This is a genomic window from Arsenicibacter sp. R0_47, from assembly GCF_057652235.1.
The window spans coordinates 474,321-490,661 of the sequence record NZ_JBYFCJ010000001.1; the positions used below are offsets into that span (position 1 = coordinate 474,321).

General features: G+C 55.3%; 8 protein-coding genes. 6 read left to right on the plus strand and 2 right to left on the minus strand.

Annotated features, from left to right (window positions below):
* Positions 1–69: 69 nt before the first annotated feature.
* The 4 genes from AC23NW_RS01960 (at position 70) to AC23NW_RS01975 (ending at position 12,264) form a co-directional block, all read left to right on the plus strand.
* Positions 70–495, plus strand: coding sequence for a hypothetical protein (locus AC23NW_RS01960; protein ID WP_487447358.1), 426 nt, complete (start codon positions 70–72; stop codon positions 493–495).
* 83 nt (positions 496–578) lie between these two features.
* Complete coding sequence (locus tag AC23NW_RS01965) at positions 579–3,833, plus strand: right-handed parallel beta-helix repeat-containing protein (RefSeq protein WP_487447359.1); 3,255 nt, start codon at positions 579–581, stop codon at positions 3,831–3,833.
* A gap of 320 nt (positions 3,834–4,153) precedes the next feature.
* Positions 4,154–8,437 carry a beta strand repeat-containing protein gene (locus AC23NW_RS01970; protein WP_487447360.1) on the plus strand — a complete coding sequence of 1,428 codons (4,284 nt, stop codon included), beginning with the start codon at positions 4,154–4,156 and terminating at the stop codon, positions 8,435–8,437.
* Positions 8,438–8,700: 263 nt separating this feature from the next.
* On the plus strand, positions 8,701–12,264 hold the full coding sequence (locus tag AC23NW_RS01975) for a carboxypeptidase regulatory-like domain-containing protein (RefSeq protein WP_487447361.1): 3,564 nt from the start codon (positions 8,701–8,703) through the stop codon (positions 12,262–12,264).
* 25 nt (positions 12,265–12,289) lie between these two features.
* Here AC23NW_RS01975 and AC23NW_RS01980 read toward each other — a convergent pair whose 3' ends face one another.
* Both AC23NW_RS01980 and AC23NW_RS01985 read right to left on the minus strand, forming a co-directional pair.
* On the minus strand, positions 12,290–12,844 hold the full coding sequence (locus AC23NW_RS01980) for a pyridoxamine 5'-phosphate oxidase family protein (RefSeq protein WP_487447362.1): 555 nt from the start codon (positions 12,842–12,844) through the stop codon (positions 12,290–12,292).
* Between the two features lie 116 nt (positions 12,845–12,960).
* On the minus strand, positions 12,961–13,725 hold the full coding sequence (locus tag AC23NW_RS01985) for a hypothetical protein (protein ID WP_487447363.1): 765 nt from the start codon (positions 13,723–13,725) through the stop codon (positions 12,961–12,963).
* 92 nt (positions 13,726–13,817) lie between these two features.
* On the opposite strand from AC23NW_RS01985, the gene AC23NW_RS01990 reads away from it, so the two are divergent.
* Together AC23NW_RS01990 and AC23NW_RS01995 are read left to right on the plus strand one after the other, a co-directional pair.
* Positions 13,818–14,624, plus strand: a complete 807-nt coding sequence (locus AC23NW_RS01990; RefSeq protein ID WP_487447365.1) for a glycosyltransferase family 25 protein — start codon at positions 13,818–13,820, stop codon at positions 14,622–14,624.
* 35 nt (positions 14,625–14,659) lie between these two features.
* On the plus strand, positions 14,660–16,309 hold the full coding sequence (locus AC23NW_RS01995; RefSeq protein WP_487447367.1) for an MFS transporter: 1,650 nt from the start codon (positions 14,660–14,662) through the stop codon (positions 16,307–16,309).
* Positions 16,310–16,341: the final 32 nt, after the last annotated feature.

The window sequence follows — 16,341 nt, forward strand, 5'->3', positions numbered from 1 at the left end:
GGACGAATAGCTAACAACTAAGTTGGGGGCGAGGGGGAACTTGCAGCTGCAAACGAACCCTTTTCTACCATGTTTTTCCGTGTGCTGTTGCTTGTCCTGACCGTGTGCTGGCTGAGTGACTGCCGTCCCCGGGCAGAGGCTGACTACCAGCCCGCGCAGGCGGCGAATCTGATGCTCACCCGAACGCTTCACCGCTTGCTGAGCCAGCGCGCCTGGTCGGGCGCTGACTCCCTTTTTGCACCCACCGTACACTATCGGGGCCGACTCCTTGGCGGGACTGCCGTGGAGATTCCCCGCGCTGAATGCCTGACCCGGTTGCGGCGGATGATACAGCCCGCAAGGTCCGACACGCTGATGCTGCGACAAGTCTATCCGGCGGGGGCCTACCACGTGATTGTGGAAGGTGTTACGACAGGTGTGGCCGATACCGCCCGTTCGTTTTGTCTGATCTATACCATCGAACACCAGCGGATCAGCCGGGTATGCGCCTACTAATCTGCCCGTCCGCTTCTTGCCGGAGCGAATACCCTTTTCTATTGAATTCAATCAACTGGTTCTACCGACTACCAACAATCCATATGAATGTACGAATACAGATCCGGGCCATTGGCCTGTTTTGTTGTCTGCTGCTCACGCATTGGGCCTTTAGCCAGACGACCCGCTACGTTTCCACGACGGGTATCACGCCGGCCGCTTCGGCCACCAGCTGGGCTGCCAGCACCACTAGCCTGCAAGGCGCTATTGACTATGTCGCCGCAAACGGGGGCGGGCAGGTCTGGGTGGCGGCGGGGGTTTACAAGCCTACTACCGGTACCGACAGGAATATCAGCTTTTCGATGCGGAATGGCGTGGCCATCTACGGGGGCTTTGCAGGGAATGAAACCAGCCTGGGCAGCCGGCCGGATATGAACCCGATAACCGGCAATCCGGCCAGCAGCACCCTGAGCGGAGAGATCAATAATGACGGGTTATTCTATGGCAATACCACTCACATTTTCTACCATCCATCGGGCACAAATCTGAATAATACCGCCATACTCGATGGCTTTTGTATTACCAGGGCCAACGATGGCGCTATCTACAACAGGGCAGGAAATAGCCCGGTGATCCGCAATTGCGTACTGACGGATAATTATGCCGACGGTCAGGGGGCAGCACTGTACAATAGCGGCAGTAACCCTACACTCACGAACTGCCTTCTGCAAAATAATAGTAGTGATGATGGAGGCGCTATCTACAATGACGGGAGTAGCCCGACACTAACAAACTGCCGTCTGCAAAATAATGATGGCAGCGGTCGGGGTGGAGCAATCTGTAATATTGCCAGTAACCCGACGCTGACAGATTGTCTGCTGCAAACTAATCGCAGCAGAGAGGGAGGCGCCATCTTCAACAGAGGTAGTAGCCCGACGCTGATAAACTGTAGCCTGCTGAACAATGGCAACAACGGTGGTGGTAGTATTGGCGGGGCATTTTATACCGAAGGAGGCAGCCCGGCGTTAACCAACTGCACACTTCGGGGCAATAACTCCGGCGACGGAGGGGCGTTCTATAACGTTGCAAACAGCAGTCTCAGACTTACCGGTTGTACGCTGGAAGATAACTCGGCAGGTACGACCGGTCTTGGAGGCGCTTTTTCCTCCCAAAGCAGCAGTATAACCTTAACGTCGTGTATCCTGCGCAATCACACAGCCGCTCAAGGAGGCGTCTTCTACACCAACAACAGCAACATCATACTGACCAATTGTACAATTGAAAAAAATCATTCCCTGCAGGGAGGGGTCTTTTACAATCGAGGCGGCAATACACGGCTGACGGACTGTACCCTGAAAACGAATGACGCTGGAAATGGAGGCGTTTTCTTTAACTACGGCAGCAGCCCGACACTAACCGGCTGTACGCTTAAGGATAATACGGCTGAAAACGGCGGCGTTTTCCTGAACGTCAACAGTAGTCCTGTTTTAATGAACTGCCTTTTGGAAAACAATCAGGCTAGCCGAAGCGGCGGGGTCATCAATTGTGAAGGCAGCAGTAACTTTGTTCTAACCAACTGTATCCTGTTAAACAACAGGACTAGCGGGCAGGGCGGAGCATTTTATTGTAATGAAGGTAATCCGGAGTTAAAAGACTGTCTGTTACAAAATAATAGAGCGTATCAGGGAGGCGTTTTTTATAGCGGTGGAGGCAATCTCCGTTTGACCGATTGCAGGCTACAGAGTAATACAGCTACTCAGGGCGGGGCTTTTTACTGCGACAGCAGTGCACCGGAGCTGACGAATTGTGTTGTGTCAGACAATACTGCCCAAAGTGGAGGCGGTTTCTATCTCTATACTAACAGCAACGTGAACCTGATCAATTGTACGCTGCAAAACAATCAGGCATCGACTCAGGGCGGGGCTTTTTACAATGAATATACCAGTAACCCCAATCTGATTAACTGTAGCCTGCAAGGCAATACAGCTCCAACCGGCAGGGCCTTTTACAACGATGACAGTACCCCCACTCTGGTCAACTGTGTGCTGTGGAATCATGGCGGCAGCCAGGCCGTGTCGAATCTGAACAGCAGCAGCCTGACAATAACCTATAGCCTCTTTGAGCCATCGCTGGCAGCCATCGCCGATGTAAATGTCAGTGGTCCGGGCAACCTGACCACAACGATCTCGCCGTTTGTCAGCGCCACCTCCGCCGCCCTGCTACCCGCTTCACCGGCCATTGACCAGGCCAACAGCACCACCTACGCCGCTGCCGGCGGACCGCAAACCGATGTAGCAGGCAATCCGCGTCTGGTAGGCACCAGCTGCCAGCTTGATATGGGGGCGGCCGAGTTTCAGCAAACGGGGGCTGGTATTAACACCTCCGTGCAGATAACCACCCAGCCACCTTCGGCCTCTGTAGTCTGCGCAGGAAGCACAGTGCCTGTCGCCGTAAGTGTTACGGGTACTGCCACCTATCAGTGGTACCTGGCCGGCACGTCAGGGGGGCCGGCACCCATCCTCAGCCAGACCGCTACGACCCTCAGTTTAACCAATGTACAATCCGCCGATCAGGGCAGCTATTCGCTGGTAGCAACAGGGGGCTGCAACTCAGCCACCAGCACGGCCTTCAGCCTGACGGTCAATCCGGTACCCAGCGTCAGTGTGTCGGCCCTCAGCAATCAGCTGAACTGCACCAACACCAACCTCACCCTGACGGCCACCGCATCAACAACCGCCCTGCTGTGGTCGACCGGCCAGACGACCACGACAATCAGCGTCAGCCAGACGGGGGGCTACTCGGTCACTGCGACGGGCGCCAACGGTTGTTCGGCGGTTAGCAACAACCTGCCGGTCACGGAGAATTTCAGCCTGCCGCCGTTTACCATCGCCTCTGCCACCGTCTGCCCCGGTCAGACCATTAACCTCACCGCCAGCGGTTGTGGCGGGCAAATCCTGTGGTCAACCGGTGCCACAACGGCCATGATCACCCTGACGGCGGGCAGCAGCACCAGTCTGCTGACGGCGACCTGCACGCTGGGTGTCTGCTCCACTACCGCCAGTGGTCAGGTCGTAGTCGGCGGCATCCAGCCCCCGCCGGCGCAGATTCTGAGCTTCACGGCTGATGAATCGGTTTGTCCGGTAAGGCTGACAGGCCGTGGTGTGGCCACCTCGTTTACCATGACGGGGCCTAAGGACTATGTCTTCAGCACGGTTTACCGCGAGGGCGCTATGCACGATACCGTCGGGCTGAACGTGAAGCAGGCGGGGACCTATACGCTGACGGCCACCTACACCAACAGTTGCGGCACCAGCGAACCGGTAACCAGGACGGTGACCGTGGGCCGCAATTGTCCATAAAAAAGCCGGCATACCTGAGCCGGTTTGCCGGCCTGAACGCGGTTTGTCCTCGACGGCATGCCAGACCGGCTCAAGTATACCATTTCCCTGTATCCATTGACAAATGAGACATATACAAACATTTTTTTTTCATTCTGACACGGAGCCAAACATTTTTGGACGAATGACTAACAACTAAGTGGGGAGCAAGGGGGAACTTGCAGTGACAAATAACCCCTTTTCGCCATGCTTTTCTGTATGCTGTTACCTGACCACGGGCCAAAACTGACCGCACCGGTCAACCCTTGTATTCAACCTTATACCGTTTTTTTCTGTATCGTATGAAACCTGGCAATCACCAATTCTTTTTCCCCTTTCTGGCGGGCCTCATCGGATTCGCACTCCTGCTGATTAGTGCTACCGGAGCCCTTGCCCAGACAACAAATACCTGGACGGGCCAAACCGGCAGCGACTGGAACACGGCCGCCAACTGGTCACGGACGGCGGTCCCCGGCACCGGTGATGATGTAGTCATTCCGGCCGGCACTACCAATGCACCGATTCTGAGCACCAATGCCGTTGCGAAGTCAGTGGAAGTACAACCCGGCGCTTCGTTTACCATCAGCACAACAGGCAGCCTGACGGTAAACGGCTACAAAGGAATACCCGTCAATAGCATCCCCTATGCTATAGCCTTTTTTAACGGCGGAACTGTAATCAATCAGGGAGGCCTGTCGGCGGGTAATACAGCGACGGTCGGACTATGTAATGCTTCCTCCTTCAGCAATCTGACGGGCGGCAGCATTACCATTGACGGCACAAGCAGCCAGGCCCTCTATAACAGTGCCGGTACATTTGTCAATGCGGCCACGATCCGCATCGGGTCACTTACCGGAGCAGGATCAGTAGGGATCGAAAATCAGGCGTCGTTCAGCAACGTAGCCGGTGGTACTATTACCATTGACCGGACCACTAGCAGAGGCATCTATAATACCTCAGGTACGTTTAATAATACAGGCACGGTCCGGATCGGGTCAATTGCCGACCCAGGGCCGTGGGGGATCGAAAATCAGGCGTCGTTCAGTAACGTAACCAGTGGTACTATTACTATTGACCGGACCAATAGCATCGGCATATATAACACGTCAGGTACGTTTAACAACGCAGGCACTATTCGTATTGGTGCTGTCAATGCGGTAAGCTCTTCCGGTTTATTAAATAAGGCCCTGTTCACTAATGTGGCGGGCGGTAGCATCGATATTAATCTGAAGAATCAAAACGGCACAGGATTATTTAACGAATCCCCGGGTAGCCTTGTCAATTCGGCAACCATTACTCTCGGGTCAATCTCCAGTGCAGGCGGGTTCGGTCTATCGAATCAATCGTCCTTCAGCAACCTGGCGGGCGGTAACATTATCATTGACCGGTCAGGCAGTTATGCACTGATCAACAGCAGCTCCGGCAGCTTTATTAACGCCGCATCCATTACGATCGGAACCGTCCCGGATGTGGGTGCCGGCACTTTTGGTTTATCTAATCAGGCGTCGTTCAGTAACGTAGCCGGTGGCAGCATTGCCATTAACAGAACGGGTAGTCTAGGGCTATCTAATAGTTCCAGCTTCGTCAATTCGGCGACCATCACCATCGGGACGGTCGCCGGTGTAGGATTTAGCGGTTTATCAAATTCTTCCTCCTTCAGTAATCTGACAGGTGGCAATATTTCCATTGACAGGACCGATAACATATCACTGAGCACCAGTAACAATTTTGTCAACCAGGCGACCATCACTATCGGCGCCAGTGTAACAGGTAATGCTATTGCTGCCGGCGGCGTTTTTACTAATCAGGGCTGTCAGGCGCTGATCAATAGCCTCGGCGATGCCGTGATTTCAGGGTCTTCGTCTTTCTCCAATACCGGCACGATCATCGAGCGCTCATCGGGCAACAGCAGCATCAGCTACAACGGCGGACTGGTGCAGGACCTCAACGGCGGTAACTTTAGCATTGGGTTGGGCAATGTGGCCGTAACGGGTGTGGGGCTCTTCTGGCGGGGGTGCGTCAGCAGCGACTGGAACACGGCCGCCAACTGGTCGGCGGGCACCGTACCCACTGCCACCGATGATGTAACAATTCCGGCCGGCACTGCCTATTCGCCTGTGCTGAGCACCACTGCCGTTGCGAACTCAGTGGAAGTACAAACCGGCGCTTCGTTTACCATCAGCAGCAGCGGTAGCCTGACTATCAACAGTAGTAAGACTTACGGCGTATTTACCAGAAGGTTTTCCAATAGCGGGCAGGTGCGTAACGCGGGCCGGCTGGTGCTGGGCAATACGGGCTCTGTGGGTTATTATGGCTTGTATAATGATGCATCGTTCACCAATACCGCCTCAGGAAGCATTCAGATCGACCAGACCAGTAACACTGGTTTGTATAATAATACAGGTGGCCACTTTGTCAACTCGGCGACCATAGTCATTGGATCGGTGGCCAGCGTAGGGCTGTATGGGTTGTATAATGCGTCATCGTTTACCAATACAGCCGGAGGAACCATCCTGATTGACAATGTCGATAACAGTGGTATAAGAAATCAGTCCGGAAGTTTTGTCAATTCGGCAACTGTGATCATTGGTTCCAAGGCCAATACAGGAATATCTGGGGTGAATAATACCGCCTCGTTCAGCAACACGATGGGTGGTTTCATCCAGATTGACAAGACGGTAACCTACGGTTTGAATAACAATGCCGGAAGTTCCTTCGTAAACTCAGCCTCCGTGATTATTGGCGCCAATGCCAGTGTCGGGAATTTTGGTCTGTACAATACCTCCTCGTTCAGTAACACTACAGGGGGAATATTACAAATTGACAGATTTAATGAATCAGGTTTAATAAATTCTGCCGGAAGCTTTGTCAATTCGGCTACGATAACCATTGGCTCAATAGCCAGTACGGGTTCTTTCGGAGTAGATAATTATGCATCATTTACGAACACAGCGGGAGGCGTTATTCAAATTGACAGAGTAACCGGCTTTGGTTTACGAAATAACTCCGGAAACTTTGTTAATTTGGCTACGGTAACGATTGGCTCGATAGCCAGTACGGGACCATATGGCATACAAAACCTGTCATCCTTTACCAACACAGCAGGAGGTATCATACAGATTGACAGGGCTTCTGACTCTGGTTTGGAAAATAACTCCGGAAGCTTTGTTAACTCCGCTACGATAACGATTGGTTCGATAGCCAGTACGGGACCATATGGCATACGAAACCTGTCATCCTTTACTAATACAGCGGGAGGTAGTATACAGATTGACAGGTCTGCTACTGATGGTTTAGCGAACAATGTAAACACATCCTTTATCAATTCCGCGACCATTACCATCGGCGCCAGCGCAACAGGTAATGCTATCAATAATTTCGGCGTTTTCAACAATCAGGGCTGCCAGGCGCTGATCAATAGTCTGGGGAATGCCACTATTACTAATTATTCTTCCTTCTCCAATACCGGCACCATCATCGAGCGCTCGTCGAACAACAGCAGCATCAGCTATAATGGCGGACTGGTGCAGGACCTCAACGGCGGTAACTTTGCCATTACGTCAGGGCAGCCGCCCCTGAGCGTGTCGGCAACGGGGCTGACCACCTGCAACCCAGTTAACGGCTCCTTTACCATCGCGGGCGTTCAACCCGCTACCGCCTACACCCTCAGCTATACCGTGGGCAACACAACCGCCAGCCTCACCCAGACCGGCAACGGCGCCGGACAGCTTAGCGTCGCTAACCTCAGCGGGGGCACCTATGCGCTGGCACTCAGCGGCTCCTGCGTTGCCCAAACCCTGCCCCTGTCGGCAACCCTCGGCGCCCCGGCCGCCTTCACCCTGACCACCCAGCCACCGGCTACCTCCGTGGTCTGTGCGGGTGCCGCTGTCAGCGCAACCGTCGGTGTCAGCGGAACGACCGCACCGGTCACCTACCAGTGGTATAAAAACACCCTGGCCAGCCCCGTAACCAGTCAGACCGCCGCGATCCTGTCGCTGACCAACCTGACGACAGCGGAATCGGGCAGCTATTTCGTGGTCATTACCGATAACTGCAGCTCCGCTACGTCCACAGCCTTTAGCCTCATGGTCAACACCATCAGTGGCTTTACCGTCTCGTCGGCTACGGTGTGTCCCGGCCAGTCGGCGAACCTCACCGCCAGTGGTTGTAGCGGGCAAATCCTGTGGTCAACCGGTGCCACAACGGCCATGATCACCCTGACGGCGGGCAGCAGCACCAGCCTGCTGACGGCGACCTGTACGGCAGGCGTCTGCTCGGCAACGGCTAACGGGCAGGTCGTGGTGGGCGGCATCCAGCCCCCGCCGGCGCAGATCCTGAGCTTCACCGCCGACGAATCCGCCTGTCCGGTACGGCTCACGGGGCGTGGTGTGGCCACCTCATTCACGATGACGGGACCGAAGGACTATGTTTTCAGTACGGTTTTCCGCGAGGGCGCCACGCATGAGGCCGTCGGGCTGAACGTGAAGCAGGCGGGCACCTACACGCTGACAGCCACCTACACCAATAGCTGCGGCACCAGCGCGCCGGTGACCAGAACGGTGGCGGTAAGTAAGACTTGCCCGTAACGAAGATGCTTATAGCCGGAAGCCGGTGTACCTTCACAGGTACACCGGCTTTTTGTGCCTGTCAGGCAAACGATTTAATCCACCAATCCCGCTTGCTACTTATCTTTTTGCCAGAATTGCGCCGTGGGCCGGCTTATTGAGTAATCATGCGGAGCGCAGGTTTAGAGGCCTTTGTATCCTGTTCATAACCACCCGCCCGGGCCGGTGACGGATAGGTATAATCACAAAATGGCCGCCTTTTCACGGCAGGTAATTCTATCACTATGCACCGCTCGTTCCTGTCCGGCCGGATGACTATCCTCCTCCTGCTGGTATCTACACTATTGACGTATGCGCAACCGGCAGCCGTACTGACCGGCTACGTGACGGATGCGGCTACAGGCAAGCCCATGCCGTTTGCCAATGTCTACATCAATGGCTCCACGCGGGGCACCAGCACCGACGAAAAGGGCTTTTATACATTGACGGGCGTGCCGCAGGGAACGGTTGAGGTAGCAGCTTCATTTGTCGGCTATCAGTCTGCTTCCCGAAAAATCCGGTTTGATAGTCCGGCTCCGCAAAAGGCTGACTTTCAGCTGAAGGTGAGTGAGCAGACGCTGGAGGCCGTAACCGTGCGGGCTAATCCGAAGCTCCGCGAGCGACACCTGCGCCAGTTTAAACGGCTGTTTTTCGGCGAACCTTTTGGCGGTCAGTGTGTGCTGGTAAACAGCGACGCGCTCCATTTTAAAGAAGAAAAGGAATACCTGTATGCAACGGCTACCGAGCCGCTGTTGATCGACAATCAGGCAACGGGCTATCGGGTGATCTATGATCTGCAGCATTTCGAAGCCCCCCCGTCGGGCGGTATTCTGGTGGCGGGTACGGCCCGTTTCGAAGAGCTAAAGCCCGAAGACGAACGACAGGCTAACCGGTTCCGGCGTAACCGGATTATTGCCTATAACGGGTCAATCCGGCACCTGATGGCCAGCCTGATCACTAATACTACCGAGCAGACCGGTTTTCAGGTATATCAGGAAGATGTCACAAAGCCGGTATCCCTGGATGCCCGTTCCGTCACGCTGTCGGCGATGGTCAACGACTACAAGCGGCTGGTTGCGGTTAAAGGGCCTGCGTTGATTCTGCCCGGCCGGTTGCCGTCTGAACGCCGGCTGGTATCGCCCATGAAGCTGATTGTGTTCTACACGAAAGCAACCTCAGAGTTTTCGCCCTATCCCGATGCGCGGTACGCCTACACCGAAATAAAACTGCCTGCCGGTCAGCTGCAAATGACTGTCGATGGGGTGATTACGATGCCGGAAAGCATGGAAGCCAAGGGCTCGATGGGCAACGACCGGCTATCGAGCCTGCTGCCCGCCGACTGGAAACCCGATGGCGGCAACAAAGACGCCACTGCCGGCAGCTCTCTGGCTACGCAGGGCCGGCTGGCGCCCCCTGATGCCCGGATGGGCCGGATTACGGAGGCGTTCAATGAGCGGTTTAAGGTGCTGTCACCCACCGCATTTGTGCACATTGATAAACCATTTTACGCAACCGGTGACCGGATCTGGATGAGTATATACCTGCTTGATGCTGCCACTCACCAGCGGGCGGGCGGCGAAACGGCGCTTCACGTTGACCTGCTGACGCCGGCCGGGAAATCTGTGCAGCACCAGTGGATACGCATCGCTGAGGGGCGCGGCGAGGGTACATTCCGGCTGTCGGATACGCTCAGAACAGGCACGTATCGACTGCGGGCCTATACCGATGACGATGATGCCCAGCAACGTCCGGCATTTGAGCGTTCGGTCGCGGTGTATAACCTGTTCCGGAATGATGCCGCAGTACAGGCTGATTCTACTCCCAAACAGGCCGATGTGCAGGTATTGCCGGAAGGCGGTCGCTGGATTGCGGGGCTGCCGGCGCGTCTGGGCGTAAAAATTGTGCGGCCGGATGGGCGCGGTCTGGCCATCGCGGGACGTATTGTCGATGACCAGGGTGCTGAGATTACCCGGTTCATGACCAGTCAGCAGGGGATGACCAGTGTGTTGCTGGAGCCAAAGCCGCAGCGGACCTACTACGCTGACGTGACCTATAATAACCAGCTGCAACACGTTCCGTTACCGGCTCCGGAAGCCGAAGGGTTGCTGCTTACTGCCGATGCCATCAGCGACACAACGCAGCTGGCACTGACCATCAGAAGTACCGGCAAGGCTGCGGCTGACTCGGCCTATATTCTCATTCAGCAACACGGACGGGTGGTTGATCAGCGGAAAGTGATCCTGCAAAACGGGTTGGCAAAGGTCGGATTGCCGATGATGAGCTGGTTGCCGGGGCTGGCGCAGATTACGGTATACGATGCTGTTGCCAGACCGCAGGCCGAGCGGCTGATATTCGTTCCTGAATTTGTTGCACCGGTACGGGTATTGACGGGTTTCAATAAAAACCGGTACCAGCCCCGTGAGCAGGTCATGCTGAGCATTAATCTGAGCGATAACGGATCGCCGGCCTTAGCCGCTTTGTCGGCCTCGGTTACGGATGCCGGTAAGGTACCGGATGATACGACGGCTGCTACCGTACATACCCACTTGCTGCTGACCGGTGAGCTGCGTGGCCATGTTGAAAACCCCGGTCAGTATCTGCTCAACCGTTCCGCCGAAACCCGTAAGGCGCTGGATGACCTGCTGCTGACGCAGGGCTGGCGGCGGGTTAGCGGCACGCCGGATACGCAACAGTCCGGCGGTATTTCGCTCATGGGGCGTATTCTGAACCCTAAAAATGACCCGATGCCGGGCGCTCAGGTTATGGTGATGGCGACCGCTCCCGGCCAGTCGTTTGTCAAGTCGGCGGGTGCGGATGAACAAGGGCGTTTCCGGCTGGCAGGTCTGACCATAAAAGATACGATTCAGCTGGTTGCCCAACTCACAGACCGTCAGTTAAAAAATCTGGCGCCTAAAGATGCCCGGCTGGTACTGGAGACACCGGGCAGTGGATGGGAACGCGGGAAAACAATCCCGGTGCCGGACTGGTCGGCGATGCGGGCACAGCTGGAAGCGGCCCGTACCCGGCAGCAGGCAGATACGGATTTTTATCGGGATAAAACGATGAAGGTACTGGCCGAAGTAACGGTCCGGGCGCAGAAGCAGACCGACCGGCCCAACGATGTTAACATGCGCAGTCTGCACAATACAGCAGATGCAGTTTTAGTATTTGATGATAAAATACCCGCTTATTCAAACCTGTACGAAATGATTCAGGGGCGCCTGGCCGGGGTGACTGTTAGCCGGAATGTGGCGCCGCCGGGTGGCACAACGGTACATGGCTATCAGGTATTTATGCGGGGCGGAAGCAGCATCAAAAGCGGTACGAAGCCGCTGTTTCTGATGGATGGCGTACCGATTCAGGACCCTGACGGCAACGCGTTAATGAACTTTAATTCAAGCGACATCGAGCGTGTCGAAGTGCTGAAAAGTGCCGGTGCCGCAGGCATGTACGGGGCACAGGGCGCAAATGGGGTAATTGCGTTTTACACCAAAACCACACGATCGATGCAGGCCGGCGCGAAAGCACCGCCGACGATGAAACCGATTCAGTTCATCGGTTATCCGTCGGTGCAGCGTGAGTTCTACGTACCCCGCTACGACACCGAAGCCGCAACCGGCGCCATTTCCGGTCCCGTCGACCAGCGGGATGTCTTATACTGGAAGCCCATCATGCAGACCGACGGTCAGGGGCGCAGTCAGCTCCGGTTTCCGCTGTCGGATGTGGTGCAAACAGTACGCGTCGTGATTCAGGGCATTACCGCCGATGGCCGCCCCGTGTCGGTTGTTCAGCTGGTACGGGTGCAGTGATGCGGGCGCATGTAACGCAATTTTCTTATTTTGATAAACTCAGGCTGGTTGGCAGACCGTCTAAACTAACCAGATTATTCTCATCAACATACTCCACAAGGCCATCAGGGCCTAGCTTTTCAGCCCACTTAAAATGCACATCGCGTTCTCCTTGATATTCGAACAAAGGGACGCCCCAACCGCACGAGGTTTGAACCAGGCTGATTTCAGCTATAATTAGTTGGCGTGTACTTGGGTAGATGGTGAACTGCGGAGCATATTCATTCCATAAATCCGTTCCGGGGAGAACTGTTGTTCCCGTTCCGTATAAACGTAAAATGTTAGGTGCCCCCTCAAAGGAGCAGAACATGAACGTTATCCGGCCATTCTCAAGAATATGAGCAGACGTTTCATTACCGCTACTGATTAGATCCATATAGCCTACCGTTGCAGATGATAGAAAGCGGAAACAATCAAGTCCTTTAGGGGATAAGTTAATGTGTCCATCTGCACCTAAGGGCGCCGTACTAACGAAGAACATATGCTGTTTCTCCGCGAATTTTTGGTGAGCTGTAGTGATAGAATTTGAAAATGTACCCATAGATTTTAGTGAGTTAAGGGAGGAAACCTTTGGATCGTGGTACAGATGTCAGACATCGCGACCGGAAATCTGACACCCGTATACCTCCACCGGACGAACAGCAATTGTCCTCAGTGTTAAAGCGTCCCGGCAAACGTCAGGGCCTTTACCAGATCGCTTTCGTTTTTGAAGTCCAGCTTGTTGGTTTTGGCATATTCATCGACTTTAGGGCCGGCGGCGTCCCCGAGGGCACTGATGATCGACTTTTTATTGAGTTTTACCTTCTCTGAGGTTCCGTCGGGCCGGATCAGGTAATAGGCGTTTTCGGCATAAATCTCGTCGTAGCGCACGTTGGAGCTGTACGCGCCTTTAAAATCTGCCTTTTGCATGTTCTTCTGAATCAACTCGGCCAGCGAATATTTGCCTTCGTATACAACACGGACAAGCTTGGTTTTCAGCGCATCGCCGGCATTACTAAGCCGCTGAAACGTTTGGGGGGCATCGTCCTGCTTTGCTGTAAACCGTTTAACGAAGGCTTCGCCGAGCTTGACCGAATCGTTGCGGGGCGTTTTCAGATACAGCATGTGGCCCAGCGCATCGAATTTGATCTGTACGTTGGTGATCTTATTGCCGTTGTTGAGCTCTACCTCGCCCGGCAGCCACTGGTCAACCCAGAACGGACTGCCCTTTACGCCTTCGTACCGGTTGTCGAAACTCCGGACAACCCCGTTGCCGTTACCCGTCGCACCGGCGAGTGCGTTGAGGTTCACCTGAGCGTCGTAACCAACCGGCGATCTGCTCTGGGTGGTCTGCGAAGCAGGCGGGGTAGTTGTCTGGGCACGGGCTGTTGAGACCAGTCCGCCTATACATAAGCTTGTGAGAAGAAGGCAAGGTAAACGCATTGACAGTGATGAGGTTGATTGTCTTTAAAACTATTGAATCTATTTTAGTCTGGCAAATAAAGAACGCTGTTTCATGGCCGGTCCGCATAACGATGCGTAATTTTACCGGAAACTATTCTGCCCGGCAACTGCCCATGACGACAAAGAGCTTACCACCGGAGGTGTGTGCCTTTCTGAAAAACTACTTCGATAAAATCTACATCATTACCCTCAAGCGGGCGCATGACCGGCATGCGCTGTTTAAAAGACTGCTGTCGGGGCTGGATTATGAAATTTTCTGGGCAGTGGATAAACAGGATCTGAACCGCGCGGACCTGATCCGGCGGGGGGTATATGATGATACAACCGCCCGGCATCCCCGCTATCGCCATGTAGAGGGGTTAAGTGAAGGGCAGATAGCCTGTTCGCTGTCACACCGGCAGCTGCACGAAAAGATCGTCCGCGAAGGGTATGATCGGGTGCTGATTTTTGAAGATGATGTGGTGCCCGTTTTTGAGCAGCTCCATCAGCTGGCCGATACGCTCCGGCAGCTGCCTGATAACTGGGAGCTGCTTTATCTGGGCTATACCAAAAATGAAGAGATAAACCTCAGGCAAAAGGTAAAGCAACAGTTTTACAAACTGACAAGCCCCTTTGGGCTGTTGCGCTGGACACCAAGAGAGGCTGCCCGGTACCTGCCCCGCCCGTATTCGGCGAATCTGCGGACGGCAGGCCTGCACGACTGTACTCATGCCTATGCCGTAAGCGGCCGGGCTGCGGAGAAGCTGGTGAAGGCGCAGCATCCGGTCATCGCCATCATTGATGCCATGATCAGCATCCTGGTACTGAACGGCGAATTAAACGCTTTTGTGACGCTCCCTAAATTTTTTGATCAGCAGGGGCCATCCTATATCGGCTAGCTCAACAAACGGCCGGTTCCGGTGGTTGTGAGGGCATGATACCCTCTACCGATCAACCGGTTGCTGCCAGACCGCTGCGGCTCTGGGATGCCTTTGCGTTTCCGCTTTTCCGGGCCATCTGGCTGGCGGCCTTTGTGTCAAACATCGGCACCTGGATGCAGAACATGGCCGGTGTCTGGCTGCTGACCACCCTGGCATCGTCGCAGGTGCTGGTTGCCCTGATGCAGACCGCCACCAGCCTGCCTGTTTTCCTGCTCAGTATCCCCGCCGGTGCCCTCGCCGACCTGATCGACCGCCGCCGCCTGTTGCTGATGACACAGGGGTTCATGGCCGTGGTTGCCCTGTCGCTGGGGATCGGCACCCTGCTGCACATCATCCGGCCCGAAGCCATTCTGGGCTTTACCTTTCTGCTCGGTATCGGTGCCGCCCTGAACGGACCGGCCTGGCAATCGCTCACCCCCGAACTGGTGTCGCGGCAGGTGCTGCCCGTCGCACTGACGCTGAACGGCGTGAGCATCAACCTGTCCCGTGCGATTGGTCCGGCGCTGGGCGGGCTGATTATTGCTTATTATTCGCCGGGCTACGTGTTTCTGCTCAACGGCATCTCATTCGGGGCTACGTTTCTGGTAATCTACCGCTGGCAACGAACGCCGGTAACCAGAACCTTACCGGTCGAGGATTTTGTGACAGCCTTGCGGGCCGGTATCCGCTATGTCTGGTTTACACCCCTGCTGCACGCCATTCTGATCCGTGCCTTTGCCTTTACCTTCGGAGCCAGTGCCTTATGGGCCTTATTGTCGCTGGTGGTAGCCCGCCAGCTGCACATGGATTCGGGTGTCTATGGCCTGATGCTCACTTGGCTGGGGGCCGGTGCGGTGACCGGTGCGCTGGTGCTGACCCGGCTGACGCAGCAACTCAGCGCCAATGTCCGGATTTTTATGGCCATTCTGGCGTTTATGGCGGTCAATGTCTGTATCGGGCTGGTAACGTCGTTGTGGGTACTTTACCCGGTCCTGTTTCTGGCGGGCATGGCTTGGCTCATGGCGTTGACGAGCCTCAACGTGTCGGTACAACTGAACCTGCCTAAGTGGGTGCAGGCGCGGGTACTGAGTATTTATCAGCTGGTTTTTCAGGGCGGAATGGCCCTGGGGAGCATTGTCTGGGGCACAGTAGCGGGGCAATACGGGTTGTCGGTTACCTTTCTGCTGGCTGCCGGCTGGATGGCGGTGTCTACGCTGCTGGCGATTCCGTTCCGGTTACCGGTGGGAGAGGTCAGGGACTTTAACCCGGCGGAACGCTCCACGCATCCGACGTTTACGGGCGTGATTCAGCCGGAGCAGGGGCCGGTAGTGGTTATGGTCGAATACCGTGTCCGGATGCAGGATCAGCCCGCTTTCCTGAAGGCGATGGAGGAGCTGAAGCGTCTGCGCCGCCGCGACGGGGCGCTGCGGGGGGGCGTTTTTACCGATGCTACTGATCCGGAGCGGCAGGTGGAGTTTTTTGTCGTAGCCTCATGGGCCGAACACCTCCGTCAGCATCAGCGCCTGACCAACGACGATCTGCATATCCAGCAGGCGGTGCGGCAGTATCACATCGGCCCCGACCGCCCGAAGGTGCACCACTTTGTCGCCCCGTCTGAAGACGCTATGCCGGTAGCGATGAACGACACTACCAATATTCTTTAGCCCTCCGTATCTTCGGCCGCAAATTCTGATCA